Raw genomic sequence first — 26900 nt, 5'->3', positions numbered from 1 at the left:
GTGGCCGGCAGGCCGGGTGAGGGGGAACTGTTTCCGCGCGCTCGTGACTACCATTTCCCCCTCAGCCTCGCAGGCCCGCGCCCAGCCCTCTCCCCCAAAAAAGCAAAGATGAGTGAGAGGGGGTATGAATGCTCATGACCCTACTCCCCAAATCGATGAAGGCGCGCCGGCGTCTGATGATCTTCCTGTTCGCCGCGCCGGTGCTTATCGCGGGCGTGGCGCTGGCCCTGTTCGCCATGAAGGATCAGGTCGTCTATTTCTACACCCCGGCTCAGGCCTATGAGGCGCACGTCACGCCGGGCCGGACGATGCGGCTGGGCGGGCTGGTCAAGGCGGGGAGCGTCGTCAAGGGCACTGATGGCGAAGTGACCTTCGTCGTCAGGGACCAGAAGGCCGAAATGACCGTACATTTCAAGGGCGACCTGCCCGACCTGTTCCGCGAAGGGCAGGGGGTGGTCTGCGAAGGCCAGATGTCGGGTACTGACCGCTTCGAGGCGCGCACCGTTCTGGCCAAGCACGACGAGACCTACATGCCGAAAGAGGTCGTCAAGGCCATCAAAGCACAGGGCGAATGGCGGCCGGAATCGGCACAAAAGCCGGATTCGAAACCCTTCGGTGAGGCCCAAAAATGAGTCTTGCGATCGTCGAGTTAGGCACCTTCTGTCTGGGGCTGGCCTTTGTGCTGTCGCTCGCTCAGGCGCTAACCGTCGCCGGTGGTGCCGTCAAATCCCTGCGAGGGATCGCACGGTTCAGCGAAGGCCTGTCGCTGGCGGCGGCGGTCGCGGCGATCCTGTCGTTCGCGGCGCTGCTCTATGCCTTCATCACCTCGGACTTTTCGGTGTCGAACGTCGCCAAACATTCGCACACCCTGAAACCCCTGCTGTACAAGATTTCCGGCGCGTGGGGCAGCCATGAAGGCTCGATGCTGCTGTGGTGCATGGTCATGCTCAGCTTCGGGGCGCTGGTAACGCTCAATGGGCGCAACCTGCCCGACGGTCTCAAGCACAAGGTGCTGGGGGTTCAGGGGCTTTTGAGCGCGCTGTTCACCGGCTTTACGTTGTTTTCCTCCAATCCGCTGGCCCGTCTGCCCGAAGTGCCTTTTGAGGGCGCCTCGCTCAATCCGATGCTGCAAGACCCGGCGCTGGCCTTTCATCCGCCGCTGCTTTATCTTGGCTATGTCGGGTTCTCAGTCGTGTTTTCCTTCGCCGTGGCGGCCCTGATCGAAGGGCGGATCGATCGCGCCTGGGCCCGCTGGGTCAGGCCGTGGACGCTTCTGGCGTGGGTGTTCCTGACGGTCGGGATCACGTTGGGCGCGTTCTGGGCCTATTACGAACTCGGCTGGGGCGGCTGGTGGTTCTGGGACCCGGTCGAGAACGCGTCCTTTATGCCCTGGCTGGCGGCGACCGCGCTGTTGCACTCGGCCATCGTCATGGAAAAGCGCGACGCGTTGAAATCGTGGACGGTGTTTCTGGCCCTGCTCGCCTTTACGTTTTCGATGATGGGGGCGTTCCTCGTTCGGTCGGGGGTTCTGACCTCGGTCCACGCCTTTGCCGTCGATCCGCAGCGCGGCATCCTCTTGCTGATTATCCTGTTCCTCACCGCCGGGGCCGGGTTCACGCTCTATGTGCTGCGCGCAGGCTCCCTCAGTTCGGGTGGCGTGTTTGCCAGCGTCAGCCGTGAATCGGCTCTGGTGCTCAACAACCTGCTGATTTTCGTCGCCCTGTCGACCGTCTGTCTGGGGACGCTCTATCCGCTGCTGATGGAGGCCACGACGGGTAAGACCATCTCGGTCGGCGCGCCCTATTATGCCCTGAGCTTCATCCCGGCGATGGGCGCGGCCATGCTCATCCTGCCGTTCGCCTCGCTGATGGCGTGGAAGCGCGGCGACCTGAAAAGCGTATGGAAGCGCCTGATGCTCGCCGCCGGGATCAGCCTCTTGCTGGCCCTGCTCGGCGCGACCCTGATGGGTCAGGCGAGCGCTAAAAGCGCCCTGAGCCTCGGTGTCGGGTTTTTGCTCGGCGGCTGGGTCATCCTCGGTTCATGGCAGGTCATCCAGTCGCGCACGCAACTGCTGAACGTGCCGTTTGCCGAGGCGTGGCGACGATTCCGCGGCCTGCCGCTGGCGACGCACGGCATGGTTCTGGCCCATATCGGGCTCGGCCTGTTTGTGCTGGGGGCGGTGGTCGAAACGCAAACCAAGCTGACCGCCGTCGATCATCTGGCCGTAGGGCAGAAGCTCAAACTCGGGGCCTATGAGGTGACGCTGTCGGACGTGACGCGCGTCGCCGGTCCGAACTACGAGGCCCAGCGCGGTATCCTGAAGGTCCGCAATGCGCGGGGCGCGGTGTGCGAAGCGACGCCGGAGCGGCGGTTCTATCCGGCGTCGTCGACCGTGACGACCGAAGTGGCCCTGTGTTTCAGGCCGTTGAACGATTTGTATTTCGTGCTGGGCGAACCGTCGCCGCAGGGGTGGCAGGTACGAGCTTTGTATAATCCGTGGGCGCGGCTGATCTTTTTCGGGCCGTTGCTGATGGCGGTGGGGGGCGTGTTGTCGCTGTTCGACCGGCGTCTGCGCGTCGGTGTAGCCAGCAAGGGGAACAAGGGATGAGGGTTCAAAAATCATACCTCCCCATCTCTGATGGGGAGGGGGACCATTCGCGAAGCGAATGGTGGTGGGGTATCTTGCGGCGTTTCAACGACCACTGTCCTAAGAAAGCAAGAGCCCCCACCACCACATCTCAGGCCTTCGGCCTTCGTGCGGTCCCCCTCCCCAACAAGTTGGGGAGGTATGTAAGATTACTCCTCGTCACGCTCTTCGCCTTCACGCAAATCGCCGCTGCCGTGCTGCCGGGCGAAGCCATGCCCGATCCGCGTCAGGATCAGCGCGCCCGCGATCTCTATTCCGAAGTGCGCTGCGTCGTCTGTCAGAACGAATCCATTGCCGATTCCTCTGCCGATATCGCCGCCGACATGCGCCGCGATATCCGCTTGCATATAGCCGACGGCCTGACCGATACGCAGATCCGCGACACGATGCGCGCCCGCTACGGCGATTATGTCCTTTTCCGGCCCCGTTTTGCGCCGGGGACGGCGCTGCTGTGGGGCCTGCCGCTGGTGATTTTGCTAACAGGCGGTCTGGTTTTTGCCCTGATGAATAAGAAGCCTGAAAAAACAGTCGTTTCCGAATTGACCCCTGAGGAGCAGGCGCGGCTTGATCGTCTCCTGAACGACGATAACGGCTCACAATCGTAAGCCACGATTTTGCCGCACAGACCCGTTTAGATACAGGCGGACATTAAAGATCGGACAGGATCGGAGAAAACTCTGGTTTCCGGTCCTAAAATGCCTATGTTCACGGTTACAGTAACGCCTGCACGGCGCAATAATCTCAGGATTGGACTCATGGGGAAGCTTTTGACCTCCGTTAAGACGCACAAGGGCATGGTTGCCGGGATCGCCGGGGGCCTGATGCTGGGGGCCGCCGTCGCCGGTGCCGCCGTTTCGGGTATGGGGCAATCTGGCTACGACGGTTCGACCCTGATCAAGACCGCCGCCGTCAAGCCGATGAAGCCGCCTGCGGGCGCGCCCATGTCGTTTGCCGACATCATCGAGCGCGTCTCGCCGGCCGTGGTGTCCATCGAGACCAAGGGCAAGGTCAAGATGCCTGCGGGCATCCCCATCATTCCGGGCTTCGAACCCCCGGCCCAGGGCGAGGGTGACGAGCAGGAGGTGCGCGGCGCCGGTTCGGGCTTCTTCATCACCGCCGACGGCTATGTGGTGACCAACAACCACGTCATCGACGGCGCGGACGAAATCACCGTCGTCCTCAACAACGAATCGAAGCTCAAGGCGACGGTCATCGGGCGCGATCCGGCGACCGATCTGGCCGTGCTCAAGGTGGACGGCAAGAACTTCCCCTATGTCGAGTTCGAGACCACGCAGCGTCCGCGCGTCGGCGACTGGGTCATCGCGGTCGGTAACCCGTTCGGCCTGAGCGGCACGGCGACCGCCGGTATCGTTTCGGCCTTCGGGCGTCCGGACGGCGCGCAGGGCTATGTCGATTACATGCAGATCGACGCCGCCATCAATCGCGGCAATTCCGGCGGCCCGACCTTCGACCTCAATGGTCGCGTCATCGGCGTCAATTCGGCGATCATCACGCCGTCGGGCGGCAATGCCGGGGTCGGTTTCGCCATCCCCGCCGACACCGCCTACGCCATTACGCAGAAGCTGCGTCAGGGCGGCAAGGTCGAGCGCGGCTATATCGGCGTCGGCATCCTGCCCGTCACCGACGAATATGTCGAAAGCCTGAGCTTGTCCGATAAGGACGGCGCCTATATTTCGGATATTACCAAGGGCGGCCCCGCCGAAAAGGGCGGCGTGCAACTGGGTGACATCGTCAAGACCGTCAACGGTAAGCCGGTGAAGATCCACACCGACCTGACCCGCAACGTGGCCAATGTCCGTCCGGGCGAAAAGGTCGAGGTCGAGGTTCTGCGTAACGGCAAGCTGGTCAAGCTGACCATCGTCGCGGCCCTGCGTCCGTCGGAAGACATTCTGGCCAAGGGTGTCAACGGCGGCGAAGGCGACAAGACGACGCCGAACGGCGAAAAGGCGCCGGCGGTGCTAGGCCTCAGCGTCAAGCCGATCGATCCGGCGGCGCGCAAGGAGTTCAGCATCGAGCCGGAGGTCAACGGCGTGGTCATCACCGCGATCGAACCGACTTCGGACGGTGCAAAGAAGGGGCTCAAGCCCGGTGACGTGATCGTGCGGGCCAACAACCTGCCGGTGGCCAGCCGTGCCGATTTCGACAAGATTGTCGCCGACATGAAGACGGCCAATCGTCCGTCGATCCTGCTTCTGGTCAACCGTGCGGGCCGCAATATCCCGCTGCCGCTCAGCCTGAAATAGGTTCGGCAGACCTAAAGATCGTGCCCCGGATCGCAAGGTCCGGGGCATGTTTGTTTAAGCCGCTTGGCAAACCGTTGTTCGGTATTATATGCTCGCGGCATGAGGGGTTTTATAAGCGCTTTTACGGTTGTTCTGAGCCTGTGCCTGATGATGATGGCCGCGCCTGCGTTCGCGCAGGTCAAGCTGGCCCTGGTCATCGATCAGGTCGCCTATCGCGGCAATCTGTCGCCGCTGGCCGGGGCGGACACCGAAGCTGGTGAGGTCGCGGCGTCCCTGACCGCCGTGGGGTTCACGGTCACCCGCGCCAGCAATCTGACCAAGCAGGGCCTCAGCACCACCTTCCGTGAATTCCGCCGCAAGGTGTCGGCGACGCCGGGGGCGGTGGCGTTTATCTACTATACCGGCCACGGGTCGCGCGATCCGGCCAGCGACGCCAATGACAACTATCTGCTGGGGGTCGATTCGGAGTTGACCACGGCGTCTGACCTGCCGGAATTCGGCGTGCCCTTGTCCGATCTTAATGAACAGTTCTCGGCCACCGGGGCCAAGGCGGTGATCATGGTCATCGATGCCTGTCGCACGACGCCGACCTTCGGCAAGGCGGGCTCGAAGGGGCTGGTGCCCGTCACCGCCTCGACTAACACGCTGATCGCCTATGCCACCGATACGGGCGACGTGGCCGATGTCGGGGTCTATGCGCCGATCCTGGCGCAGGAAATCCGTCGTGCGGGGCAGGACGTGACGCAGGTCTTCAGCCGCGTGCAGATCCTGGTGTCTAAAAAGACCCAGAACAAGCAGCGCCCGTGGTCGAATAACCGGCTCTATGATCAGATATGTCTGGCCTCCTGCGACGCGGTGGCCGGGCCGACGCCCCTGCCGTTACCGCCCGCCGGCCCCAGCGACTGGGACAAGGAAAAGGCCGTGTGGGACGGGTCGAAATCCTGCGCCGACTACAAGGCCTATCTGCTCAGCTACCCGCAAGGCGCCTTCGCCGCCACGGCGCGCGAACGGCAGAAAAGCACCGAATGTACCGGACCCGGCGGCACGAGTACTGTGATGACGGCGACGCTCAACGACGTGGCCGGGGTGCCCGACTGGATCGACTTCTACCCGTCTCAGGCTCTGCGCAAGGATATAGGTGGCCGTTCGGTGGTTGAATGTGTGGTGCAACCCGATGGTCGTTTGAGTCAGTGCCTGACCGTGCAGGAGGCGCCGGTGGAGATGGGCTTTGCCGAGGCGGCGCACAAGGCGTTGACGACCAAGGCGAGGGTCGATACCGGGAAATTCCCGCCGGGCCAGCGCGTGCGCTTTCCTATCCGCTGGCAGGTGCCCAAATAAGAGCGCCCGAGTAAGTTGCCGTTGCAACAGTTTCGCTAACGGGCAGGCTTAGCAAAGGTCGTTTGCGCAGGACCGATTTCGGCTTATGTTCGATGCAAGATTTACGAGGCCGATCCATGTCCAAAATTCCCTTCTGGTTGCGTGTTCTGGTCGCGTTTGCGCTGGGGACCGGCATCGGTGTCGTCTTCGGTGAGCAGGCCGTGCCCTATGTCGAGCCGATCGGTGACCTGTTCGTGCGTCTGATCAAGATGCTGGTCGTGCCGTTGGTCTTCTTCACCATCGCGGCGTCGATCGCGCGACTGGGCGATGGCGCACTCGGTGAGAACGGCGGCGGGAAAGCGGTGCGTCTGGGCGTGGTCACCATCGTCTGGTTCATCATCACCGCCGGTCTGGCGGTCGGTCTGGGGTTCGCCATCGGGCACCTGATAGAACCGGGGCGGGGCCTGACCGGCCTGCCGCTGGCCGAGGTGACGCCGAAGGTCATCCCGCCGGTGCAGGACGTGCTCATCGGCATCGTGCCCACCAATATCCTCAAGGCCTTCGCCGAAGGACAGGTCCTGAGCGTGGTCTTCGTGGCGCTGTTTGTCGGGGCCGGGTTGAGCGCGCTCGGGGAAAAAACCCGCAACCTGCGCCACATCGTCGAGCAGGGCAGCCAGCTTATGTTCAAGCTGACGCGCTGGGTCATTCAACTGACGCCGATCGGGGTGTTCGGTCTGATCGCCTCGGTCGTCGGGTCGTATGGCCTGGAAAGTCTTGCGCCGCTCCTGAGCTTTATCGGGGCCATCTATCTCGCCTGTCTGATCCACGTCTTCGTCGTCTACCCGATCCTGATCAAGCTGCACGGCCTCAGCGTCGTCGCCTTCTATAAAGGCGTGTTCGAAGCGCAGCAGACGGCGTTTTTCACCTGCTCGTCTTTGGGCACCCTGCCGGTATCGCTGAATGCGGCGATTGAAAAATTGAAGCTCAATCCGGCCTATGCGGGCTTCGCGGTGCCGCTGGGGGCCAATATGAAGATGGACGGCTGCGGGGCGATTTATCCGGCCATCGCCTCGATCTTCGTCGCCAACTATTTCGGAATTACCCTGACGCCCAGCCACTACGTCATCATCGCCCTGACGGCCATGCTGGGGTCGCTGGCGACCGCGGGGGTGCCGGGCGTGGCGACGGTCATGCTGACACTGACCCTGTCGACGGCGGGCCTGCCGCTGGAAGGCATCGCGCTTCTGGCCGCTATCGACCGGATCATCGACATGGTGCGCACGGCGACCAATGTGACGGGGCAGATACTGATCCCGACTCTGGTGGCGCGTGAAAACGGCCTGATCGAGCCGGAATCGGCGCTGATCAAAAAATCTTAAGCCGCCGCTTCGGCGCGTTTCAGCGGCACGAACAGACTAAACACGGCGCCGGTTTCCAGATGGTTCTTCACCTCGATCCGGCCGCCCAGCAGGGTCATGATCAGTTCGGCGATGCTGAGGCCTAGCCCCGTGCCGGCATTGGTCTGATCCTGCTTTTGCAGCCGGGTATATTTGGAGAAGACGGCGCGAATCTTGTCAGGCGGGATGCCGGGCCCGTGGTCGCGCACATGGACGAAGGCCTCGTCGGCGGTGCCGCCGTAGTCGATATCGACCACGGGCGTCTTACCGGTATGTTTCAGGGCGTTTTCGATGATCAGGCCGATCACGCGGCTGAGGAGCACGGTATCGGTCTGGAAGGCCTCGGCCCCGCCCAGATCGTGCAGGCGGATGTCACCCTTGTCCTTGAGCGGCCCCAGACGCGTGATCGAGTCCTTGATCAGCGGCGTCAGATTGGCGGGCTCGTCGCGCGGCCGCACGGCGTCGCTTTCCAGCTTGGCCATGTCGAGGATATTGGTGATGAACTTGTCGAGGCGATAGGCTTCGGACAGGGCCGAATTGATCAGCGAGCGGCGCTTCTCTTCGGACAGCTTGGCTTCCAGAAGCGTATAGACTTCGAGCGAGCCGATAATCGTGGCCAGCGGAGTCTTGAGATCGTGCGAGACAGCGGACAGCATCTGACGGTACAGCGATTCCTTGATATGGTCAGGTTCCTGACCGTTCGCCGCCATATCCGACCCCGAAAACGCGTTCATCTGTCTCTACCTTTGTGGGGCTCTTTTCTGGCCCTGACAGTGTTTAGTCTATAGGCGTTCGGGTGGGTTAGGCCAAGCGAAATAGGCTAAAGGGTAGCGCACGTGATCACACTTTTTCGGTGTGACCCCGCGCGCGCTCAGGCATTGTCCGAAAACTGCGAGTCCATCGCCTTGGTCAGGCGGTTGATGCGGCGCAGCGCCCGGTTCAGTTCGTCGATCAGGCGGTTCTGTTCGGGCGTCGATACCTGACCGCCTTCGCCTTCGAGGCGCAGATATTCATCCAGTTGCAGGCTGATATGGGCGCGGGCCTCTTCCAGCATGTCGAGGCCGGTTTCCGACAGGCGCTGGGCGGCGTCTAGGCCCTCGACATAGCGAGTGGCCCAGGCGTTGAGCTTGGAGATATGCGCCTTGACCTCGGCCTTGAGATGCGCGGTTTCGACGCCTTCCAGAAGATCGGCCAGATCCTGGCGCAGGTGGCGGGCATCTTCGATGTCGATGATCAGGGCCTCGGTCGATGCGGGCTCATCCTTGGCGTCGGGCGTGGCGTTGTGCGCCGCCGACGTTTCGGGCGTCGTATCCTGATCCGTCGGGGTGACGGTTTCCGGAACCTTGGTCGTAAGATCGGTATCGGGCATGGGGAACGCTCCTTATAGCGTTATAGCCTACCCTGTGGAACACAAGCGCGCAGTGCGGAGCCAGTCACGCCCCTATAAGGCTTTGATAAAAATTAAAAAAAGATTTTATCAAGACGTGCTTTTATCAAGCGCTTCCTTCAGGGGAATCGCTGTCCTGAGGCGTCGTCTTGGCATAGGCATCGGGAGCCTGGGTCTCGACGATCTTGCGCAACTGATCGAAGCGTTTGGCCATGCGGATCAGGGCGTCGGGCAGGTCGTCGCCTTCGCTTTTCACATAGTCGGTCAGGTCCTTGGCCAGACGCATGAAGCGCGGGGCGGCGGCGATCAGGCGGGCCTGCATCTCGATCAGGGCCGGGTCGCGGTCGTATTCGGCACCCGGCACGCGCCAGCCGCCCCAGTCATTGGGGTCGGTCACCACGATCGGATAGGTGCCGGGGAAGGGGTGGTGGGCGCAATTTTCCGGCGTCTGCCACTTGTTCTTCGCGCGCATCAGCCGCCATTGATGGCTGGCCGCGCCGTCGTCAGATTGCAGGTCGACTTCGCTTTCGGCGGTCAGTTCCTCGGCGCGGAATTCGCGCCCCAACCCGCAGTCGTAGGTCACGCGCACCGGTTCCTCGAAGCCCTTGGCCCAGACCGGATTAACCTTATCGATGATGGCCCAGGTCCCGACCGGCTCGACATAGACGCGCTGGTGACGGTGAAAGACAGCCTTGGCCATGACAACTCCGGTGCAATTTGACGCATGGCGTGGATTGAAAACCTGACTATATAGGTCGGATATACCACGCCATCCCTCAGACTAACCGCAAGGTTTTAGGATTTGGTGTGGGCCTATGCTTAACCGGTTTTAACACATGCCAGAGACCAAGCCTGATTTCATCATCCCGCCGCAAGACCTGCGCACCCTCGTCGAACGGTTCTACGACAAGGCGCGGGCCGACGCCCTGCTGGGGCCGGTGTTCGACCGCGCGGTGCACGACTGGCCGGAGCATTTCGAGACCCTGACCGCGTTCTGGGGCATGGTGATCAACGGTCCGGTGCCGGGGGTGGAACCGTTCAAAGGGCGGCCCTTGCCCAAGCATTTCGTGCTCAATCTCAGGGCTGCGCATTTCGACCGCTGGCTCGATCTGTGGGCCGAAACGACGGGGGAACTGTTCGACGCCCCACGCGCCGAATTGCTACGCGAAAAGGCATGGCGCATCGGGCAATCGTTTCAGGCGGCGATTGCGATGAATGAAAGTTTGAAAGATCAGACTTAAGCCGGATTACGTCGGTGGTATTCGCCGATCAGGGTAACCGCCCAGTCTTCCTGCGCCTTGGCGTTCATGAAAATCAGCAACTCGGCGATGGCGTCACGGTCTTCCGCCTTTTGGAGCGAAAGCGACAAGGCGTCGGCGAACCAGGTGCTGGCCTTCGGATCGGAACAGGATTTGGGCGAGGGCCCGAAAACTTTCGCTGCATTGGCCATAAAACACTCACGCGTCGCGGGGGGCGCGTCGTCCCACAGGGCATCGAGGGCGTCACGGCTCAACCGCCGGGTTTCCATGAGCCGGTGAGCGGCCCCGTACTGGATGGCGCGGCTGCCGATGAGCGCTGTCCGCCACGGTTTGGGAACCCCCGGCGTGGCGTCGCATTCGGCATAGGCGGCCTGAAGGGCGGCATCGCGCGGCCCAAGCCCGGCGGTTGCCCGGTTCATCCGTTCGCGCAGGCCGCCCCTGCCGGTATAGTGCGCCAGAAACATCGTCTTGTCGCTGTCGGCGACGTGGTCCCAGACGCAGTCCGCGATGTTGGCCGCCGGACCGCTGCGGTCCTGAGCGTGACCGGCGGTGGTCGATAAAAAGGCCAAAAGCGCCAGCGCGGCTATGGTTGTATTGGTCATCATCCCGTCCTCCCGTGAGACTTCCATTGCAGCACAATATTGAACATTGTTCAATAATTATTTGAACGACGTTCAATGTAAATGGGTCGCCTTTAATCCATGCTGGGTTATGGTAGCGCTAACTTTATGGTTTCAATTAAAACCGCTTTTCCTGTGTGAAGTCAGGTATTTACACTGTCTGCAAAATTTTTTGACAGCGGTATCACGGCAAGCATTTGTAATTGTTTGCAATATTAATAACTCTGACAAAATGGGGCGGAAACTTGCCTTGCGGCGCACAAATTTTGCGCTAGTTTGGAGAATATCCGACTTGAGGGAGGCCTCCGGTGCGCGCCAGCGTGACCCGGCTGACGCCGTCCCTGCCGCCTGCGACGGCGGCCGCGCCTGCGACCCCCAAGCCAAACAACTGATCTGCCGAGAGTGTAAGGGGCCTGCCGATGACGGACGCCATGATCGACCATGTCAAGCAAAACACCGCCATGCTGGAGGGGTTCCTGAATGAGGCCGTGGCCGAATTCGGGCGGGCCGGGGTCCTGACCAAGATTGACGCCCTGCGCACCGCCGAGTTCGATGTCGACTCCTTAAGCGAATCCGAGGCCGCCCACGCCGCACGCATCCTGACCTGCCTGTCGACCCTAACGGTGCTTTCCGAGGACGTGGCCAACCTCAAGCGCGTCGAGACCTTCCCCGGCACGCAGGAGGCCATCACGCTGGCGCACGCCGTCAAGATCGCCCGCGACAAGGGCCATAGCCAGCAGGAGATCGAGGATACCCTGAACGGCATTCTCGCCTCTCCGGTCTTTACGGCTCACCCGACCGAAATGCGCCGCGCCTCGGTCGTCGAACGCGAATACGACATCACGCAGTTCCTTTCGCAATTCGAAAACTCGACCCGCGCTTCGGAAAAGGTGACGCTGGAAGAAGACCTCTATCGCGCCGTGGCGCTGCTGTTCAATACGCGCCTCAACCGTCCCGAACGCATCACGGTTGCTGACGAAATCCAGAATTCGCTGGGGGCGGTGCGCCGTGCCATCCTGCCCGCCCTGACCGAGCTTTACGGTGACTGGGGCCGCGAAATTCAGCTCGAAGGCGAACTGCCCAAGGTGCTCAAGCTCGGCTCGTGGATCGGCGGCGACCGCGACGGCCACCCGCACGTCGACGACACGACGATGAACTATGCCTTCCACAGTCAGGCCAAGCTGGTGCTGGGCTTCTATTTCCAGCAGCTCGACAAGCTGGATATGGAGCTGACCCTGTCGGAGGAACTGGCGCCGGTGTCGGATGCGCTGCTGGAACTGGCGCGCAAGTCGTCGGAAACCAATGTCCACCGCGTCGATGAACCCTATCGCCGCGCCATCACCTATATCAAGGCACGTCTGGCGGCCACGTCGCAGAACATCCTCAAGGTGCCGCACCCGCTGGCGACGCCGCTGGCTGGCGCCTATGAAACCGCCGACAATTTCATCGCCGACCTGCTGATCATGCGCGACTCGCTGGTGGCGCACGGCGGCAAGCGCCTGATCGGGCGGACGCTGAAAACCACCATTCAGATCGCCCGCTCGTGCGGTTTCCACCTGCTGTCGCTCGACATGCGTCAGAACTCGGCCGTGCATGAGCGGGTCATCGCCGAACTGTTCGCGCAGTCGTCGGAACTGCTCGACTATTCGTCGCTGTCGGAAAACGAGCGCGTCTCGGCCCTGGTCGCCGAACTGACCAATGACCGTCTGCTGCGCTGGCCGTTTGCCAAATATTCGGACGAGACGCGGCGCGAGCTCAAGATCGTCGATGCCGCCGCCGAGGTCATCCGCACCTTCGGTCCCGACGCCATCGGCTCTTACGTCATTTCGATGGCCAAGTCGGTGTCCGACATCCTCGAACCGCTGGTCCTGATGAAGCAGGCGGGCCTCGTCTATGGCGGGCCGTCGCCGCACACCATGATCCACGTCGCGCCTTTGTTCGAAACCATCGAAGACCTTGAGGCCGCGCCCGACATCATGAAGCGCTGGCTGGGGCTGCCGGCCATGCGCTCGCTGCTGGGCCGCCCGGCGATTCAGGAGGTCATGCTCGGCTATTCCGACTCGAACAAGGACGGCGGCTACACGGCGTCGCGCTGGTCGCTGCACAAGGCGTCGTCGGCGGTCAAGGCCGTCTGTCAGCAGAAGGGCGTGGCGCTGCGCCTGTTCCACGGTCGCGGTGGGTCTGTCGGTCGCGGGGGCGGGCCGTCGTTCGCCGCCATTCTGGCGCAACCCGAAGGGACGGTCGGCGGTCAGATCCGTGTCACCGAACAGGGCGAAATGATCGCGCGCAAGTTCGGCAACAAGGTCACGGCGGGCAAGACGCTCGATTCTTTTGCCGCCGCCGTCTTCCTCGCCTCGCTGCCGAGCGTGGAAAAGACCGCGGACGAACAACGCGAAGCCGAGGCCGAGGCGAAATACACGCCGCTGATGGAGCAGTTGTGTCAGGCGTCGTTCGAGGCCTATCGCGGGCTGGTCTATGACGATCCGCACTTCCTCAGCTTCTTCCGCACGGCGACGCCGGTGGCGGAACTGACCGACCTCAAGATCGGCTCGCGCCCCGCCTCGCGGACGGCGTCGGGCAAGATCGAGGACCTGCGCGCCATTCCGTGGGTCTTTTCGTGGTCGCAGTCGCGCATGGTCCTGCCGGGCTTTTACGGCTTCAACGCGGCGGTGAAAAAGCTGGGCGTCGACGATCAAACCCTGATCGACATGTGCAACGAGTGGGACTTCTTCGAGGTCTTCCTGGCCAATATGGAAATGGCGCTGGCCAAGTCCGATATGGAAATCGCCGCGCTCTATGCCGACATGGCGGCGGAGCCGGAAGAGGCGAAGCGCATCTTCGCCACCATCCGCACCGAGCACGAAGAGATGACGGCGCTGGCCAAGCGTATCCGCAAGTCGGGCACGCTGCTCTCGACGCACGAACAGCTGCGCGGTTCGATCGCGCGCTCGCACGGTCTGTTGCAGACGTTGAACCGGATGCAGGTCAAGCTGCTGAAAAAGCGCCGCGATGGCAACAAGCACAAGCTGGTCAAGCTGGCCATGCAATTGACGGTCAACGGGATTGCGTCGGCGCTCAGGAACACGGGGTGATTTGATTATGGTAGGGGAGTGTTTGGCAAGCTGAGTTAGCCCCCCTCCGTCGTTTCACTGCGTTCAACGCCACCTCCCCCAGTAAACTGGGGGCGTAAAGTTAGGGGAAGTTGCTACTCCCCCGGCGTGCCGGGGGAGGTGGATTTTTAGCGAAGCTAAAAAGACGGAGGGGGGGCTCGGGTAGATGACGCCGAAATACACTCTGCCAGAACGCTCCGTCGAAAACTGACACCGCCGGAGTTCATGCTGTGGGACCGGCTCAAGGTGCGTCAGGACGGTGGTCCGGTATTTCGACGGCAATATGCGGTGGGTCCGTATGTGCTGGATATGTATTGCTTTAAGGCCAAACTTGCGGTCGAGGTCGATGGTCAGCAGCATGGTCTCGAAAATGTTGCTGAAAAGGATGTCCGCCGCGACGAATGGCTGAAATCTCAAGGCATCGAGACCTATCGTATCAATGCGTCGGATATCTATCGTAATGCCGATGAGGTGGCCGACGGCGTGTACCGGTTGGCGGCGGAGCGGTTAAAAGACCTGCGTTAGCCCCCCTCCGTCTGCGAACCCAAGGTTTCGCATCCACCTCCCCCGGCACGCCGGGGGCGTAAAGTGGGGATTAGCCTTGCCTCCCGCCGCCAACCGGTTCTATATCGCCTTTTAACATCGTTGGGCCTAGGTTTGCGTACCGTATAAAAATACCGGCTTGACCCGGTGACGCGGAAGGCTTATGACAGCGTTGTCAGTGTTGCGTTGAATGATCGCATTTCCTTAAGGGAAGGCATATAAGGTCAAGCGTCACAAGGTAGCGATCCAGGAATCAAAACGTGTCTCCATCGAAACTGTCTCCCGCGCGTCAACCCGTGTTCGTCCTTGTCGGCGGCACCGGCGATCTGGCCTTGCGCATGTTGTGGCCGTCTCTGGCCATGCTCGATCAGGACGGGTTCCTGTCGGACGATCTGCGCGTCGTCTCTGTTGCCCGCGAAGCCGTGGCCAAAACGGAATTCCTCGGCCGGGTTCAGGGCGCGATCGAAAAGCGCATCAACAAAGACCTCGAAGACGGGACGCTCGACCGGTTCCTGAAGCGCGTCAGCCACGTGGCGCTCGACGCCTCGGACCCCGAATGGGGCAACAAACTCAAGGCCGAATTGGGCGACATCGACACCCTCGATATCGTCTATTTCCTGTCGGTATCGCCGACCCTGTTCAAGCCGATCTGCGAGCATCTGGAAACCGCAGGCCTCAGTCGCGCGCCGAACCGCGTCATTATCGAAAAGCCGCTGGGCCGTGATCTGGCCTCGTCGAAGGTGATCAACGACTCGGTCGCCCATGCGTTCGAGGAGACGCGCACCTTCCGCATCGACCACTATCTGGGCAAGGAAACGGTGCAGAACCTGTTGGCGCTGCGCTTCGCCAATACGGTGTTCGAGCCGCTGTGGAACGCGCAGTCGATCGATCACGTTCAGGTCACCGTGTCGGAAACCGTCGGCACCGGCGACCGCCTCGGCTATTACGACGACTACGGCGCCCTGCGCGACATGGTGCAGAACCACCTGCTGCAACTGGTCTGTCTGCTGGCCATGGAGCCGCCGTCGAACTTCAATTCCGACGCCCTGCGCGACGAAAAGGTCAAGGTGTTGCGCTCGCTGAAACCGATCACCGCTGATGTGGTGAAGGAGGTCACGGCGCGCGGTCAGTACGGCGCGGGCTTCGCCGAGGGCCATCAGGTCGCCGGCTACGAGGCCGAAAAAGGATCACCGTCCAATACCGAAACCTATGTCGCCATCAAGGCCGAGGTCGCCAACTGGCGCTGGTCCGGCACGCCGTTCTATCTGCGCACGGGTAAAGCGTTGCCGTCGCGGACGACCGAGATCGTCATTCAGTTCCGCGCCGTGCCGCACTCGATCTTCGGGGCGGCGGCGCAGCCGAACCGGCTGGTTATCCGTCTGCAACCCGACGAAGACATCAAGCTGACCGTCATGAACAAGGCCCCCGGCCTGAGCGCCGACGGGATGCAATTGCAACCGCTCGATCTGTCGCTGTCGCTCACCAATGCCTTCGATTCGAACGGCGATAAGCCGTCGCGTCGCCGCATCGCCTATGAGCGCCTGATCCTCGATGCGCTGAACGGTAATAATGCGGCCTTCGTGCGTCGGGATGAGGTCGAGGCCGCATGGACGTGGATCGACGGCATTTCGGCGGCGTGGGCCGAAGCCTATCCGAAACCGCAGCTCTATCCGGCGGGCTCGAACGGACCGATCAGCGCGCACATGCTGCTGGAGCGCGATAAGCGGGTGTGGAATGACTGAGGAGATCCTTCAGTCACGCTGGAACAGGGTCTATCCGCTTGAAGGGCCTGCGGGGACCGTCAATGTTCGTGTCTATGATGACCCGGACGGTGCCGTGTTTGTTGTATTGCGTCTCATTGAGAATGCGCTCTCTACGGCCATAACCGAGCGCGGCAAGGCGCTGTGGATAGGGGCCGGGGGCGGCACGCCCAAGCCGGTGTATGAACAGCTTTCGACGCTCGATCTGGCGTGGGACAAGGTGACCCTGTCTCAGGTCGATGAGCGCTTTGTGCCGCTCGATGATGCCTCATCCAACAGCAAGATGATGGCCGAGGCCGCAGCGACGGTGATTGAAAAAGGCATGACCTTCCTCAGCCTGATTCAGGATATAAGCAACCTAGCCATTTGTTCCGAAAAAGCGGAAACGATGTTGCGTAACCTGAGCGAAGATGTACCGTCTTTCGACCTGACCCTGCTTGGTATGGGCGGGGACAAACACTACGCCTCGATCTTTCCGGGCCACCCGATTAACGACGAGGTTTACGATAGCGATATGCTGGTCCTACCCGTCGCGGCCTCCGAAACTGGGGCCGAGCCGAAGCTACCGCGCATCACCCTGACGGTTCCGGCGCTCAACCGTTCGCGCCGCATCGTGCTGTACATCACCGGGCAGGCCAAGCTCAGTGCTTTAGCTGCGGCCATCGCGAATCCTGATCCGCAGTGGGCTCCGATAGGGGCGTTCTTCAGTCAATATCCCGGCCCTGTCGATATAATCTGGGCCCCCTGAAACCAAGGGGAGGAAATATAAAAAAATGACCGAGTTGAATCCCGTCCTGAAAGCCGTCACCGAGCGCATCATCGCGCGCTCCAAAGCCACCCGTGCCGAATATATGGCGCGCGTCGACCGTTACCGGCTGCGCGAGCCGCGACGCAAGAAACTGTCCTGCGCCAACTATGCGCACATCGCGGCGCCGATGACGGAAAACGACAAGCTGGCTCTGGCGCTGGATAAGGTACCCAATATCGGCGTGGTGACCTCGTACAACGACATGCTGTCGGCGCACGCCCCCTATTACCGTTATCCGGAAAAGATCCTCGACTATGCCCGTCATGCGGGGGCCACGTCGCAGGTTGCGGGTGGCGTACCCGCCATGTGCGACGGGGTGACGCAAGGTCGTCCGGGCATGGAACTCTCGCTGTTTTCGCGCGATGTGATTGCCATGGGCACGGCCATCGCCCTGACCCACGATGCGTTTGATGCGGCTTTGTGTCTGGGCATCTGCGACAAGATCGTGCCGGGCCTCGTCATGGGGTCGCTGGCCTTCGGGCATCTGCCGGTCATCTTCGTGCCGTCGGGGCCGATGTCGTCGGGCCTGCCCAATCCGGAAAAGGCCAAGGTCCGCACCGCCTATGCCAAGGGCGAGGTCGGGCGCGACGCCCTGCTGGCCGCTGAGATGGCGTCGTACCACGCCGAAGGCACCTGCACCTTCTACGGCACGGCCAATTCCAATCAGATGCTGATGGAGATGATGGGGTTGCACGTCCCCGGTGCGGCCTTCGTGCCGCCACGCGGCGACCTGCGCGACGCCCTGACCCGCGCCGCTGTCGAACGTGCGGCCAAGGCCTCGGCCCTGTCTGAAGACCCCATCGGCATGGCGGATGTCATCGATGAGCGCGCCATTGTCAACGGCGTGGTGGGCCTGCTGGCCACCGGCGGTTCGACCAACCACGCCCTGCACCTGCCGGCTATGGCGCGGGCGGCGGGTATCCTTTTGACGCCCGAAGATTTCAACGACCTGTCGAAGGTCGTGCCGTTGCTGGCGCGCGTCTATCCGAACGGTTCGGCGGATGTGAACCACTTCCACGCGGCGGGCGGCATTGGCTTCGTGATCCGCGAACTGCTCTCGGCGGGGCTGCTGCACGAGGACGTCAACACCATCTGGGGCAAGGGTTTGAGCGCCTACGGTCAGGAGCCGACGCTGAAAGACGGCAAGCTGATCTGGCAGGACAGCCCGGTGCGGTCGCTCGATGAAAACATCCTGCGTCCGGTGTCGAACCCGTTCTCGCCCGAAGGTGGCCTGCGCGAACTGACCGGCAATCTCGGCGTCGCGGTGACCAAGGTCTCGGCGGTGAAGCCCGAGCACCAATATGTCGAAGGGCCATGCGCCGTCTTCGACGATCAGGACGATTTTCTGGCCGCCTTCAAGGCCGGGAACCTGCCTGAGGGCGACTTCATCTGCGTGGTGCGGTTCCAGGGCCCCAAGGCCAACGGCATGCCCGAACTGCACAGTTTGACGCCCTCGCTGTCCGCCATGCTCGATCAGGGGCGCAAGGTGGCGCTGGTGTCCGACGGTCGCATGTCGGGGGCCAGCGGCAAGGTCACGGCGGCCATCCACCTGACACCCGAAGCCGTCGACGGCGGCCCTATTTCCAAACTGCGCAGCGGCGACATCGTGCGTGTCGATTGCGAAAACGGGGCGCTCAACTTCCTTGGCGATGCGGCGGAACTTTTGGCGCGCGACCCGGCCCCGCGACCGCCGGAAGCCGATGGTCTGGGGCGCGAGTTGTTCGCCCCGTTCCGGCGTCTGGTCGGCGAAGCCGTCACCGGCGGTTCGGTGTTCTGGTAAGATGACCGGGCCTGAAACCTTTCGCGGACTGGTCGGCGATATCGGTGGCACCAATGCGCGCTTCGCCATCGCCGAACGGGCGGGCGGTACGGCGACGCTAAGCGGGGTCAAGGTTTTCGAGACCGACGACTACCCCGATCTCTACGCGGTCATCGACGCCTATTTCGAACAGGCGGGGGGGCAGACCGACCTCGATTTTGCGGTTCTGGCGGTCGCCGGACCCGTGGTCGATGGCGAGATCCACTTCACCAATCTCGACTGGGTGGTATCGGAGGTCGAGCTGGCGAAACGCACAGGGGCCCGGACGACGCGGCTGATCAATGATCTGGCGGCGATCGCCTATGCCCTGCCGCACCTCACTGACGCCGACTGCCATTTGCTGGGCACGGTGCGCGAAGGTGAGAGCAAAACCCTTTCGGTGATGGGCGCGGGGACCGGCTTCGGCGCAGCGGTGCTGGTGGAGGGGCGCACCTGCCTGTCGACCGAAAGTGGCCACGCCAGCTGGGCGCCGGTCAACGATTTCGAGCGCGATATCCATAAGTTCCTGTCGAAGAAATACGGTCGGGTGACCATCGAAATGGTTCTGTCCGGCCCGGGTCTGGTCCATCTTTACGAGGCGATCACCTTCGTTCGCGGCGAGCCGACGCTCGACCTCACCCCGGCCCAGATCACCAATCTGGACGGTCCGGATGCGCAGGGGTCGCGCTACACGGTCGAGACCTTCTTCGACATTCTGGGCTCGGTCTGCGGCGATCTGGCGCTGCTGCACGGGGCGACTGGTGGCATGTATATCGCCGGTGGCATTACGCCCAAGCTGATCAAATATCTCGATGAGGGGCGTTTTCGCGCCCGCATGGAGGCCAAGGCCCCGATGGCGACTCTGGTCGAGTCGATACCGTCGCGGGTCATCACCCATCCCTATCCGGCGCTGGTCGGGGCGGCAAACGCCTTGACGGAGCGGGAGATAAGGGCTTAGACCCAACGCAATACTTCTCCCTGCTAAACGGGGAGCGCTGACCCCATAAGGAAATGCCACCATGTCCAAGCCGCTCGACGTTCACACCATCATGACCACCGGTCCCGTCCTGCCGGTCATGGTCATTCCCGACATCGAGATGGCTCTGCCGCTGGCCGACGCCCTGATCGCGGGCGGCATCCGGGTACTGGAAATCACCCTGCGCACCGACTGCGCGCTGGACGCCATCAAACTCATCGCGAAAGAGCGCCCGGAGGCCATTGTCGGTGCCGGTACGCTGCTGACGCCGAAGGACGCCGAAAAGGCCGCCGAGGCGGGCGCGAAGTTCGGCGTGTCGCCGGGCCTGACCAAGAGCCTCGCCAAACAGGATTCGCTGCCGCTGTTGCCGGGGGTTTCGACCGCTTCGGAAGTCATGAAGGCGCTGGAGTGGGATTTCACCCGCCTGAAGTTCTTCCCGGCGGTGCCGGCCGGCGGCATCCCCATGCTCAAGGGCATCGGCGGCCCGCTGCCGCAGGTCAAGTTCTGCCCGACGGGCGGCATCGGCCTGAACAACGCCGCCGACTTCCTGGCGCTCGACAACGTCCTGTGCGTCGGTGGATCGTGGGTCGCCCCGGAAAAGGCGATGAAGGACGGCAACTGGGCCGAGATCACCAAGCTGGCGGCCGACGCCGTGGCCAAGTTCAGCGCGTAAGACCTTTGGAGGCCGGTGCCTGAGCATGGCGGAAGACAGTATCAGATCCCACACTGGCGTCGGCGGCGCATCCACGATCAATGACGTGGCGCGTCTGGCTGGAGTGTCGATCAAGACCGTCTCGCGCGTCATGAACAACGAACCGAACGTGCGGCAGGAAACCCGCGACAAGGTGCAGGCCGCCGCCGACAGCCTGCGCTATCGTCCGAACCTTTTGGCCCGGTCCCTGGCCGGGTCGCGCAGCTTCCTGCTGGCCCTGTTCTACGATAACCCGAACGCCAACTATATCAACGACATGCAGCGCGGCGTCATCCGGCGGACGCGCGAATCCAACTATCACCTGCTGATCGAACCGCAGGACAGTCAGGCCCCGGATCTGGCGCAGCGCATTACCAACCTGCTGGGCACGATCCGGCTGGACGGGGTCATACTGACGCCGCCGCTGTGCGACATGCCGGTGGTGCTGGACGCCATCGAGGCGGCGGGCGTGCCCTATGTCCGCGTCTCGTCGGTCACCGCGCCCGAACGGTCGGCGACGGTCGCCATGAACGAAAGCAAGGCCGCCTACGAGATGACGCAGTACCTGCTGACGCAGGGCCATACGGATATCGGCTTTGTGCTCGGCCACCCCGACCACGGGGCCAGCCATCTGCGTCATGAGGGGTTCCGTCGCGCCATGGATGAGGCCGGACTAACCGTGCCGCCGGAACGCGTCGGGCAGGGTTATTTCTCTTATGAATCTGGCGTCGAGGCCGGGGATGCCATCCTCTCGGCCCCGACGCGGCCCACGGCGATCTTCGCGTCCAGCGACTATATGGCGCTGGGGGTGATGACCAGCGCGCGCAAGCTGGGCCTGCGCATTCCCGAAGATATCTCGATCTGCGGCTTCGACGACGTGCCCGGTGCCATGCGCATCTGGCCCGCCCTGACCACGATCCGCCACCCCGCCGAAGCGCTGGCCTATGCCGCCGCCGATATCCTCCTGTGCCGCGAAACGGGCGAGGGGGCGGCGGACGCCCAGCAGATCCTGCCGTTCCGCCTGATCGAGCGCCAGTCGGTGCGCAAACTCTGAAGCTCCACCACTTTAAATCGATTGCCAAACCGGCAATATCGGTTAATTGTGTGATAATTGGCGGCGCAAAGACCGCTGCAACCTCAGGGGGCGTCCATGCTTTCCAGTCTTTTGCCCGAGGGCAAGAACATACTGGCCGATCTCGATATCTATATCGTGCTGGCCTATATCGTCGGCATCTTCATCCTGGCGCAGGTCGTTTCGCGCCGTAAAACCAACGAAGAAGTCTCGTCCAAGGGCTATTTCCTCGCCGGCAATCAGTTGCCGTGGTGGGCCATCGGGGCGTCGCTGATCGCCGCCAATATCTCGGCCGAGCAGATCATCGGCATGTCGGGGTCGGGTTTCCGCATCGGTCTGGCCATCGCCTCCTACGAATGGATGGCGGCGATCACCCTGATCATCGTGGGGAAATACTTCCTGCCGGTGTTCATCCAGAACGGCGTCATGACCATGCCGGGCTTCCTGCAGCAGCGGTTCGGCCCCAGCGTGAAGTACCTGATGGCCATCTTCTGGCTGGTGCTTTATGTGTTTGTGAACCTGACCTCGATCCTGTGGCTGGGGGCGACGGCGATTTCGGGTGTGACCGGTATCGAGCCGATCTACGCCATCATCGCCATCGGCGTCTTCGCCCTGGCCTATCAGATCAATGGCGGTCTCAAGGCCGTGGCCCTGACTGACATCGTGCAGGTGGCCCTGCTGATCCTCGGTGGCCTGATCATCGTCTTCATCTCGTTCTCGAAGATCGGCGGCGAGGCGGGCGTCATGGGCGGTCTGCAAACCCTCCATACGAAGTTCCCCGAGCATTTCGACATGATCCTGTCGAAGGACAGCCCGCACTATATGGACCTGCCCGGCATCGCTGTTCTGGTCGGCGGTCTGTGGATCATGAACATCTCCTACTGGGGCTTCAACCAGTACATCATCCAGCGCGCACTGGCCGCCAAGTCGATCGGTGAAGCCCAGAAGGGTATCGCCTTCGCCGCCTATCTCAAGCTCTTGATGCCGGTCATCGTCGTGTTTCCGGGGCTGGCCGCGCTCATCCTCGCGCCGGATATCCCCAAGGCCGACCACGCCTATCCGGCCATGATGCAGCTTCTGCCGAACGGTCTGCTGGGTCTGGTCTTCGCGGCGCTGGTCGCGGCGATCGTCGCGTCGCTGGCGTCGAAGATCAATTCGATCTCGACCATCTTCACGCTCGATGTCGTGGCGCCGCTGCGCAAGGACATCCCTGATGCGAAGCTGGTCACCATCGGGCGTATCGCCTCGGTCGTGGCGGTGGTCGTGGCCATGGCGGTGGCGCAGCCGCTGCTCGGCAAAACCGATCAGGCCTTCCAGTTCATTCAGGAATTCACCGGCTTCTTCACACCGGGGATCGTGGTGATCTTCGCGCTGGGCATGTTCTGGAAGCGCTGCTCGACCGCGGGGGCCTTCGTCGCCGTGGCGGCCTCGGTCATCCTGTCGACGGCGGCCAAGTACGTCCTGCCGGACGTGCCGTTCATGGACCGCGTCGGCTGGGTCTTCGGGGCGTCGCTAGCACTCTGCGTGCTGGTATCGCTGATCGTGCCGAACAAAAAGCCGGTCTCGACCCTGACGCTGGAAGGGGTCAATTTCAAGACCTCGACGGCGTTCAATATTCTGGGGGTCGGGGTAATCCTGATCCTGACGGCGCTCTATGTGACGCTGTGGTAGAAATGAAAAAGCGCCCTTTGCGGGGCGCTTTTTTTTATGCCTTCGCCGGACCGGTGTGGCGGAAGACGATCCCCACGAACAGCGCCATCGAGGCGAAGGTGACGATCGACCCGGCGATGGCCAGCGGCGTCAGGGCGGCAATCCCCAGAACCGCCCCGGCGATGCCTGGTGCCAGCAGGCACAGGCCGAGCGTCAGGCCGACCAGATGCACCCTGGCCAGTGTCGTCTCCGCTTCGGGCTTTGCGGCATAGAACAGTCCGGCGAGGAACATGCCGACCCAGCCGACCAGATTGATATGGGCATGGACCGGCGCCAGAACGAAGTCGTGCGTCGCGCCCATCGCGACACCCATGCCCATACCGATGAGGCCGAACACGACGGCCAGACGCAGAAACCAACGCGAAATCATGCAAACCCCCTTATGAGATAAAAGAACAACGTTCTTGCAGATTCGAGGCTTTTTGTCCCATTAAAGTTTCGACAGGCTGAGACGGATCATCATCGCCTCGGCGTTTGACGGACAACGCAAAGGATAATCCATGAAACGCCTGATGATTGTCGCCCTCTGTTGTCTCCTGCCGTCCGTGGCTTTGGCGGAGGTGACGGCGACGAAGACCGATGGCCGCGTCAAGCTGAATAACGGGCTGATCGAGGCGGTGATCGACGCCAATGGCGACGTAGTGTCGTTTAAAGACCTGCGCGGTGGGCCGGTCGAGATGGTGCAAAAGGGCCAGAAGATCTACTGGGACGCCAATGCCGAAGCCATCGGCCCTACGACCACGACGCCGCCGAAGAAGGGCTATTACCGCCCGTCGCCGGACCAGACGACCGTTGCGCTGGCCGCCACACCCGCTCAGGCCGATGTGACCGTCACCAGCGGTCCGACCGAGCATTTCGGCTTCCGCGCCGAGCGTCACTACGTCATGAAGGACGGTCTGAGCGGCCTCTATGCCTATGTCGTCTTCCGTCATGCGGCGGATATGCCTGCGGCACGGCTGTGGCAGACGCGGTTTGTTGTCCGCACCTCGCCGGATGTCTTTAACGTGTGGAGCGTGTCGCGCGACAACCTGATCCGCATTCCGCGCGCCGAGGTGGTCTCGAAGCTGATGGACGCCACCTTCCGGCTGGCCGACGGGACGGTGAAGACGAAATATCTCAATTCGGTTTATTGGGGCGAGGTGCCCGCCTATGGGACGCTGGCGGTGAGCAACGACAAAAGCCGCGGCATCTGGATGTTGGAGCCTTCGCCGGAATACCACAATGGCGGGCCGATCAAGCAGGGTCAGACCGTCCACGACGACGTGCTGCTGCGCGTCCTGCAATCGGCGCATTTCGGCGCGAAATCGGTCGATGTGCAGGCCGGTGAGACATGGTCGAAGGTCTACGGCCCGTTCCTGATCTACGCCAATCAGGGGGCGTCGCCGCAGGCTCTGTGGACCGATATCGACCGGCAACTGAGCGCCGAAAAAGCGCAGTGGCCCTATGGCTTCGTCACCGCGCCGGACTATGCGAAAACGCGCGGTAGCCTGACCGGCAAGGTGCGTTTGAACGGCGCGGCGGCGGGCGGGGCAAAGGTCATTCTGTCCGACGTCAATACGCCGTGGCCGGACAGCGTCAAGGGCTATAACTACTGGGGTAGTATCTCAGCCGATGGGCAATTCCGCATCGAGGGCATCGCGCCGGGCACCTATGCGCTGAGCGTCACGGGGGCCGATCAGCCGACGGATTTCATCGGAAAGACGGTCACCATAAAGGCAGGCGAGCAGGATGCCGGAACGCTGAACTGGGCGCGCGAGATGCACGGCAAGACCCTGTGGCAACTGGGGAGCTTCGACCGGCGCGCGGCGGAGTTCCGCAATGGTGATGCGTCGCGCGGCTATCAGATGTTCACCCTCTACCCGCAGCAATTCCCCAACGATGTCGACTTCACTGTGGGCAAGAGCGTGGCGGCGCGCGACTGGAACTACGCGCAATGGTCCTGGTATATGAAGGAGCCTTCATGGCACCTGCGGTTCACCGCCCCGGCGCAGACGGGGCAGGCGACCCTGACCATCGGGATTGCCTCCGCCCAGCCCGCGAAGGGAAAATTGACGGATGTGCGCGTGGCGATCAATGGGCAGGAGATCGGGGCGATCCGCCTGCCCAAGACCGGCACGGCGGGCTATCGCGGCGGGATGCAGGACCAGAACTATAACCTCGTGACCCTGACCTTCGACGCGAAGCTGCTGAAAGGCGATAACGACCTGACGTTCCGCCACGCCGACGGTCAGGTCTTCGATCCAGCGCTGGTCAAGGCGGCGTCGGACGCGGCGGCCGACGACGATCAGGCCCCCGGCACCGGCGCCCCCGGTCAGGTCATGTACGACGCCATCCGGCTTGAGGTGAAGTAGGTATCAGAAGCCGGTAGGGCCGGCGCGCCGTTATCCTGAACAGAGTTTGTGTTCCGGCGAGGCTAAACAGATGGGCAATCACATGATCGGCTTGGGCGCGGGCGGCGGCTCGATGGTCGCCGGATCGACAGATTTTTCGCATTTACCATAGCCGACGATGTTCATGGAGGACGATTTGCCCGTGGAGGGGATCGTTTGTTCCTGTACGGTTTTTTGTGCCGCACTGCCGTCCATACGATTGATGCGAATGAAATAGTTGCCGGAGGTGCTGCTGACAACATGGCCGCTGGCGGCGAATGAAATGGCTTCTCCGGTCAGGGTGAAACCATATTCTGACCCGGTGATGTCTACCGCGCAGGTGAGTTTATAAACATTAGGTTCCGCGTATATGCCGGGACCATTACTGTCGAATGGCGACAGGCTGACGCAGGGCTTATCGGTCCATGTGCGGGTCGTCGGGTTCCACTGCTTCCAGCTATTTTGCGAAATACGGTAATAGTCGGTGCTGGCATTAATTCTGAGTTGCGGGTTTTCAGCCGCATCCCACGCACATTTAAGAATCGCCTCCTGAGCGTGAACGACAGGGGCTGTCAGGATAAGCGCCGCCGCACAGAAAAGTGTTTTCATGACTCAGTTTTCGATCGAGATGCGCACGGACGGCTGGACCTCGGTCGCCCCAAGGCCGCGACAGGCAAAGTCCGACGGGAAGACGTATTCCGCATTGGCATTGACCGTGGCGCGTTCACCCAGCGAATTGGTCGAGCCGACGCCGCTACCGTTGGCGCGACAAAAGTAGATTTTCTCCTGACCGGCGCCGACCGAACAGGATTTAGCCGTCGAGGTGGTATTGACGCACTTCCACATGACGCGGATTTCGCTTTGATCGACGCGCACGGAATAATAGACGTCGACGCCGCTCGATCCGTTCAGATAGTACCACTTGGAATAGCCGCTCTGTGCGAAGGCCATGCCCGCTATGGCGAGGGCTGCGCCTGCAAGCGCCAGACCGGAAAAGATTTTTGTCTTCATGATCGACCCCTGAAATGTCTTTGTGACCAGTTATTTACAGAACGCGGTTTTTGTCAATCTTTGGCGCTTGGGGCTAAGAATTTACCGCTTCCAAAAGGGGCGATCTTTCGTTTTTGCGATATGTGTAGTGCGGTCGTCGAATGGGGAAAGGTTTGTCTTGC

24 protein-coding genes are annotated in these 26900 nt (G+C 62.1%); 17 read left to right on the top strand and 7 right to left on the bottom strand.

Annotated features, from left to right (window positions below):
• Positions 1 to 134 precede the first annotated feature (134 nt).
• From ccmE to PQU92_RS10235, 6 genes are all read left to right on the top strand, one after another.
• Positions 135 to 632 (top strand): cytochrome c maturation protein CcmE, encoded by a 498-nt coding sequence (gene ccmE / locus PQU92_RS10260; RefSeq protein WP_272748129.1) that lies wholly within the window; start codon positions 135 to 137, stop codon positions 630 to 632.
• The gene (locus tag PQU92_RS10255; protein WP_272748128.1) at positions 629 to 2608 is read left to right on the top strand and encodes a heme lyase CcmF/NrfE family subunit; all 1980 of its coding nucleotides are present in this window, start codon (positions 629 to 631) and stop codon (positions 2606 to 2608) included. The genes ccmE and PQU92_RS10255 overlap by 4 nt, the downstream gene beginning before the upstream one ends.
• The gene (locus PQU92_RS10250) at positions 2605 to 3252 is read left to right on the top strand and encodes a cytochrome c-type biogenesis protein (RefSeq protein WP_272748127.1); all 648 of its coding nucleotides are present in this window, start codon (positions 2605 to 2607) and stop codon (positions 3250 to 3252) included. The genes PQU92_RS10255 and PQU92_RS10250 overlap by 4 nt, the downstream gene beginning before the upstream one ends.
• 150 nt (positions 3253 to 3402) lie before the next feature.
• Positions 3403 to 4911: a Do family serine endopeptidase gene (locus PQU92_RS10245; RefSeq protein WP_272748126.1), complete on the top strand. Its 1509-nt coding sequence runs from the start codon at positions 3403 to 3405 to the stop codon at positions 4909 to 4911.
• Between the two features lie 99 nt (positions 4912 to 5010).
• Positions 5011 to 6249 (top strand): caspase family protein, encoded by a 1239-nt coding sequence (locus PQU92_RS10240; RefSeq protein WP_272748125.1) that lies wholly within the window; start codon positions 5011 to 5013, stop codon positions 6247 to 6249.
• 116 nt (positions 6250 to 6365) lie between these two features.
• Positions 6366 to 7607 (top strand): dicarboxylate/amino acid:cation symporter, encoded by a 1242-nt coding sequence (locus PQU92_RS10235; RefSeq protein ID WP_272748124.1) that lies wholly within the window; start codon positions 6366 to 6368, stop codon positions 7605 to 7607.
• Here the strand turns inward: PQU92_RS10235 and PQU92_RS10230 are convergent.
• The 3 genes from PQU92_RS10230 to PQU92_RS10220 all read right to left on the bottom strand — a co-directional run bounded on the left by PQU92_RS10230 (position 7604) and on the right by PQU92_RS10220 (position 9712).
• Entirely contained in the window at positions 7604 to 8359 is a 756-nt protein-coding gene (locus tag PQU92_RS10230; RefSeq protein WP_272748123.1) for a sensor histidine kinase, read from the bottom strand. The genes PQU92_RS10235 and PQU92_RS10230 overlap by 4 nt on opposite strands.
• 137 nt (positions 8360 to 8496) lie before the next feature.
• A complete protein-coding gene (locus PQU92_RS10225) occupies positions 8497 to 8994 on the bottom strand; it encodes a hypothetical protein (RefSeq protein ID WP_272748122.1) in 498 nt (165 codons plus the stop codon).
• A gap of 124 nt (positions 8995 to 9118) precedes the next feature.
• Positions 9119 to 9712: a hypothetical protein gene (locus tag PQU92_RS10220; protein WP_272748121.1), complete on the bottom strand. Its 594-nt coding sequence runs from the start codon at positions 9710 to 9712 to the stop codon at positions 9119 to 9121.
• Between the two features lie 136 nt (positions 9713 to 9848).
• Between PQU92_RS10220 and PQU92_RS10215 the strand changes: the two genes are divergently transcribed.
• Positions 9849 to 10253, top strand: a complete 405-nt coding sequence (locus PQU92_RS10215) for a group III truncated hemoglobin (RefSeq protein WP_272748120.1) — start codon at positions 9849 to 9851, stop codon at positions 10251 to 10253.
• Here the strand turns inward: PQU92_RS10215 and PQU92_RS10210 are convergent.
• Positions 10250 to 10876, bottom strand: a complete 627-nt coding sequence (locus tag PQU92_RS10210) for a hypothetical protein (RefSeq protein WP_272748119.1) — start codon at positions 10874 to 10876, stop codon at positions 10250 to 10252. The two genes, PQU92_RS10215 and PQU92_RS10210, sit on opposite strands and share 4 nt — an antisense overlap.
• Before the next feature lie 434 nt (positions 10877 to 11310).
• Here PQU92_RS10210 and ppc point away from each other — a divergent pair, with 434 nt between their 5' ends.
• The 9 genes from ppc (at position 11311) to PQU92_RS10165 (ending at position 23320) form a co-directional block, all read left to right on the top strand.
• Complete coding sequence (gene ppc, locus PQU92_RS10205; protein WP_272748118.1) at positions 11311 to 13983, top strand: phosphoenolpyruvate carboxylase; 2673 nt, start codon at positions 11311 to 11313, stop codon at positions 13981 to 13983.
• A gap of 195 nt (positions 13984 to 14178) precedes the next feature.
• Complete coding sequence (locus PQU92_RS10200; RefSeq protein ID WP_272748190.1) at positions 14179 to 14526, top strand: endonuclease domain-containing protein; 348 nt, start codon at positions 14179 to 14181, stop codon at positions 14524 to 14526.
• A 356-nt stretch (positions 14527 to 14882) separates the two neighbouring features.
• Complete coding sequence (gene zwf / locus PQU92_RS10195; RefSeq protein ID WP_438263819.1) at positions 14883 to 16286, top strand: glucose-6-phosphate dehydrogenase; 1404 nt, start codon at positions 14883 to 14885, stop codon at positions 16284 to 16286.
• Positions 16279 to 17052: a 6-phosphogluconolactonase gene (gene pgl / locus PQU92_RS10190; protein ID WP_272748116.1), complete on the top strand. Its 774-nt coding sequence runs from the start codon at positions 16279 to 16281 to the stop codon at positions 17050 to 17052. The genes zwf and pgl overlap by 8 nt, the downstream gene beginning before the upstream one ends.
• Before the next feature lie 25 nt (positions 17053 to 17077).
• Positions 17078 to 18892 carry a phosphogluconate dehydratase gene (gene edd, locus PQU92_RS10185; protein WP_272748115.1) on the top strand — a complete coding sequence of 605 codons (1815 nt, stop codon included), beginning with the start codon at positions 17078 to 17080 and terminating at the stop codon, positions 18890 to 18892.
• A gap of 1 nt (position 18893) precedes the next feature.
• On the top strand, positions 18894 to 19868 hold the full coding sequence (gene glk, locus PQU92_RS10180; protein ID WP_272748114.1) for a glucokinase: 975 nt from the start codon (positions 18894 to 18896) through the stop codon (positions 19866 to 19868).
• A gap of 61 nt (positions 19869 to 19929) precedes the next feature.
• Positions 19930 to 20559 (top strand): bifunctional 4-hydroxy-2-oxoglutarate aldolase/2-dehydro-3-deoxy-phosphogluconate aldolase, encoded by a 630-nt coding sequence (locus PQU92_RS10175; protein ID WP_272748113.1) that lies wholly within the window; start codon positions 19930 to 19932, stop codon positions 20557 to 20559.
• A gap of 25 nt (positions 20560 to 20584) precedes the next feature.
• Positions 20585 to 21631, top strand: coding sequence for a LacI family DNA-binding transcriptional regulator (locus PQU92_RS10170; RefSeq protein ID WP_272748112.1), 1047 nt, complete (start codon positions 20585 to 20587; stop codon positions 21629 to 21631).
• A gap of 96 nt (positions 21632 to 21727) precedes the next feature.
• Positions 21728 to 23320: a sodium/sugar symporter gene (locus PQU92_RS10165; RefSeq protein WP_272748111.1), complete on the top strand. Its 1593-nt coding sequence runs from the start codon at positions 21728 to 21730 to the stop codon at positions 23318 to 23320.
• Positions 23321 to 23354: 34 nt separating this feature from the next.
• On the opposite strand, the gene PQU92_RS10160 is transcribed toward PQU92_RS10165, so the two are convergent.
• Positions 23355 to 23729, bottom strand: coding sequence for a hypothetical protein (locus tag PQU92_RS10160; RefSeq protein WP_272748110.1), 375 nt, complete (start codon positions 23727 to 23729; stop codon positions 23355 to 23357).
• Between the two features lie 130 nt (positions 23730 to 23859).
• Here PQU92_RS10160 and PQU92_RS10155 point away from each other — a divergent pair, with 130 nt between their 5' ends.
• The gene (locus PQU92_RS10155) at positions 23860 to 25710 is read left to right on the top strand and encodes a polysaccharide lyase family protein (RefSeq protein WP_272748109.1); all 1851 of its coding nucleotides are present in this window, start codon (positions 23860 to 23862) and stop codon (positions 25708 to 25710) included.
• A gap of 78 nt (positions 25711 to 25788) precedes the next feature.
• Here the strand turns inward: PQU92_RS10155 and PQU92_RS10150 are convergent, their stop codons facing one another.
• Together PQU92_RS10150 and PQU92_RS10145 are read right to left on the bottom strand one after the other, a co-directional pair.
• Positions 25789 to 26337: a hypothetical protein gene (locus PQU92_RS10150; RefSeq protein ID WP_272748108.1), complete on the bottom strand. Its 549-nt coding sequence runs from the start codon at positions 26335 to 26337 to the stop codon at positions 25789 to 25791.
• 3 nt (positions 26338 to 26340) lie between these two features.
• Positions 26341 to 26739 carry a hypothetical protein gene (locus tag PQU92_RS10145; protein ID WP_272748107.1) on the bottom strand — a complete coding sequence of 133 codons (399 nt, stop codon included), beginning with the start codon at positions 26737 to 26739 and terminating at the stop codon, positions 26341 to 26343.
• Between the last annotated feature and the right edge of the window lie 161 nt (positions 26740 to 26900).

It is taken from the genome of Asticcacaulis aquaticus (assembly GCF_028550415.1).
GTDB lineage: Bacteria > Pseudomonadota > Alphaproteobacteria > Caulobacterales > Caulobacteraceae > Asticcacaulis > Asticcacaulis aquaticus.
The sequence above is the reverse complement of the archived record's forward strand: the minus strand, read 5'-3'. Positions and strand labels throughout refer to the sequence as shown.

Coding starts and splice junctions, on each gene's coding strand:
- ccmE (WP_272748129.1), top strand. CDS start 135: ATGACCCTACTCCCCAAATCGATGAAGGCGCGCCGGCGTCTGATGATC.
- PQU92_RS10210 (WP_272748119.1), bottom strand. CDS start 10,876: ATGATGACCAATACAACCATAGCCGCGCTGGCGCTTTTGGCCTTTTTA.
- edd (WP_272748115.1), top strand. CDS start 17,078: ATGACCGAGTTGAATCCCGTCCTGAAAGCCGTCACCGAGCGCATCATC.
- PQU92_RS10255 (WP_272748128.1), top strand. CDS start 629: ATGAGTCTTGCGATCGTCGAGTTAGGCACCTTCTGTCTGGGGCTGGCC.
- glk (WP_272748114.1), top strand. CDS start 18,894: ATGACCGGGCCTGAAACCTTTCGCGGACTGGTCGGCGATATCGGTGGC.
- PQU92_RS10175 (WP_272748113.1), top strand. CDS start 19,930: ATGTCCAAGCCGCTCGACGTTCACACCATCATGACCACCGGTCCCGTC.
- PQU92_RS10155 (WP_272748109.1), top strand. CDS start 23,860: ATGAAACGCCTGATGATTGTCGCCCTCTGTTGTCTCCTGCCGTCCGTG.
- PQU92_RS10150 (WP_272748108.1), bottom strand. CDS start 26,337: ATGAAAACACTTTTCTGTGCGGCGGCGCTTATCCTGACAGCCCCTGTC.
- PQU92_RS10225 (WP_272748122.1), bottom strand. CDS start 8,994: ATGCCCGATACCGATCTTACGACCAAGGTTCCGGAAACCGTCACCCCG.
- PQU92_RS10215 (WP_272748120.1), top strand. CDS start 9,849: ATGCCAGAGACCAAGCCTGATTTCATCATCCCGCCGCAAGACCTGCGC.
- PQU92_RS10235 (WP_272748124.1), top strand. CDS start 6,366: ATGTCCAAAATTCCCTTCTGGTTGCGTGTTCTGGTCGCGTTTGCGCTG.
- PQU92_RS10250 (WP_272748127.1), top strand. CDS start 2,605: ATGAGGGTTCAAAAATCATACCTCCCCATCTCTGATGGGGAGGGGGAC.
- zwf (WP_438263819.1), top strand. CDS start 14,883: ATGTTGTGGCCGTCTCTGGCCATGCTCGATCAGGACGGGTTCCTGTCG.
- PQU92_RS10240 (WP_272748125.1), top strand. CDS start 5,011: ATGAGGGGTTTTATAAGCGCTTTTACGGTTGTTCTGAGCCTGTGCCTG.
- PQU92_RS10245 (WP_272748126.1), top strand. CDS start 3,403: ATGGGGAAGCTTTTGACCTCCGTTAAGACGCACAAGGGCATGGTTGCC.
- PQU92_RS10160 (WP_272748110.1), bottom strand. CDS start 23,729: ATGATTTCGCGTTGGTTTCTGCGTCTGGCCGTCGTGTTCGGCCTCATC.
- PQU92_RS10165 (WP_272748111.1), top strand. CDS start 21,728: ATGCTTTCCAGTCTTTTGCCCGAGGGCAAGAACATACTGGCCGATCTC.
- PQU92_RS10145 (WP_272748107.1), bottom strand. CDS start 26,739: ATGAAGACAAAAATCTTTTCCGGTCTGGCGCTTGCAGGCGCAGCCCTC.
- PQU92_RS10220 (WP_272748121.1), bottom strand. CDS start 9,712: ATGGCCAAGGCTGTCTTTCACCGTCACCAGCGCGTCTATGTCGAGCCG.
- pgl (WP_272748116.1), top strand. CDS start 16,279: ATGACTGAGGAGATCCTTCAGTCACGCTGGAACAGGGTCTATCCGCTT.
- PQU92_RS10170 (WP_272748112.1), top strand. CDS start 20,585: ATGGCGGAAGACAGTATCAGATCCCACACTGGCGTCGGCGGCGCATCC.
- ppc (WP_272748118.1), top strand. CDS start 11,311: ATGACGGACGCCATGATCGACCATGTCAAGCAAAACACCGCCATGCTG.
- PQU92_RS10230 (WP_272748123.1), bottom strand. CDS start 8,359: ATGAACGCGTTTTCGGGGTCGGATATGGCGGCGAACGGTCAGGAACCT.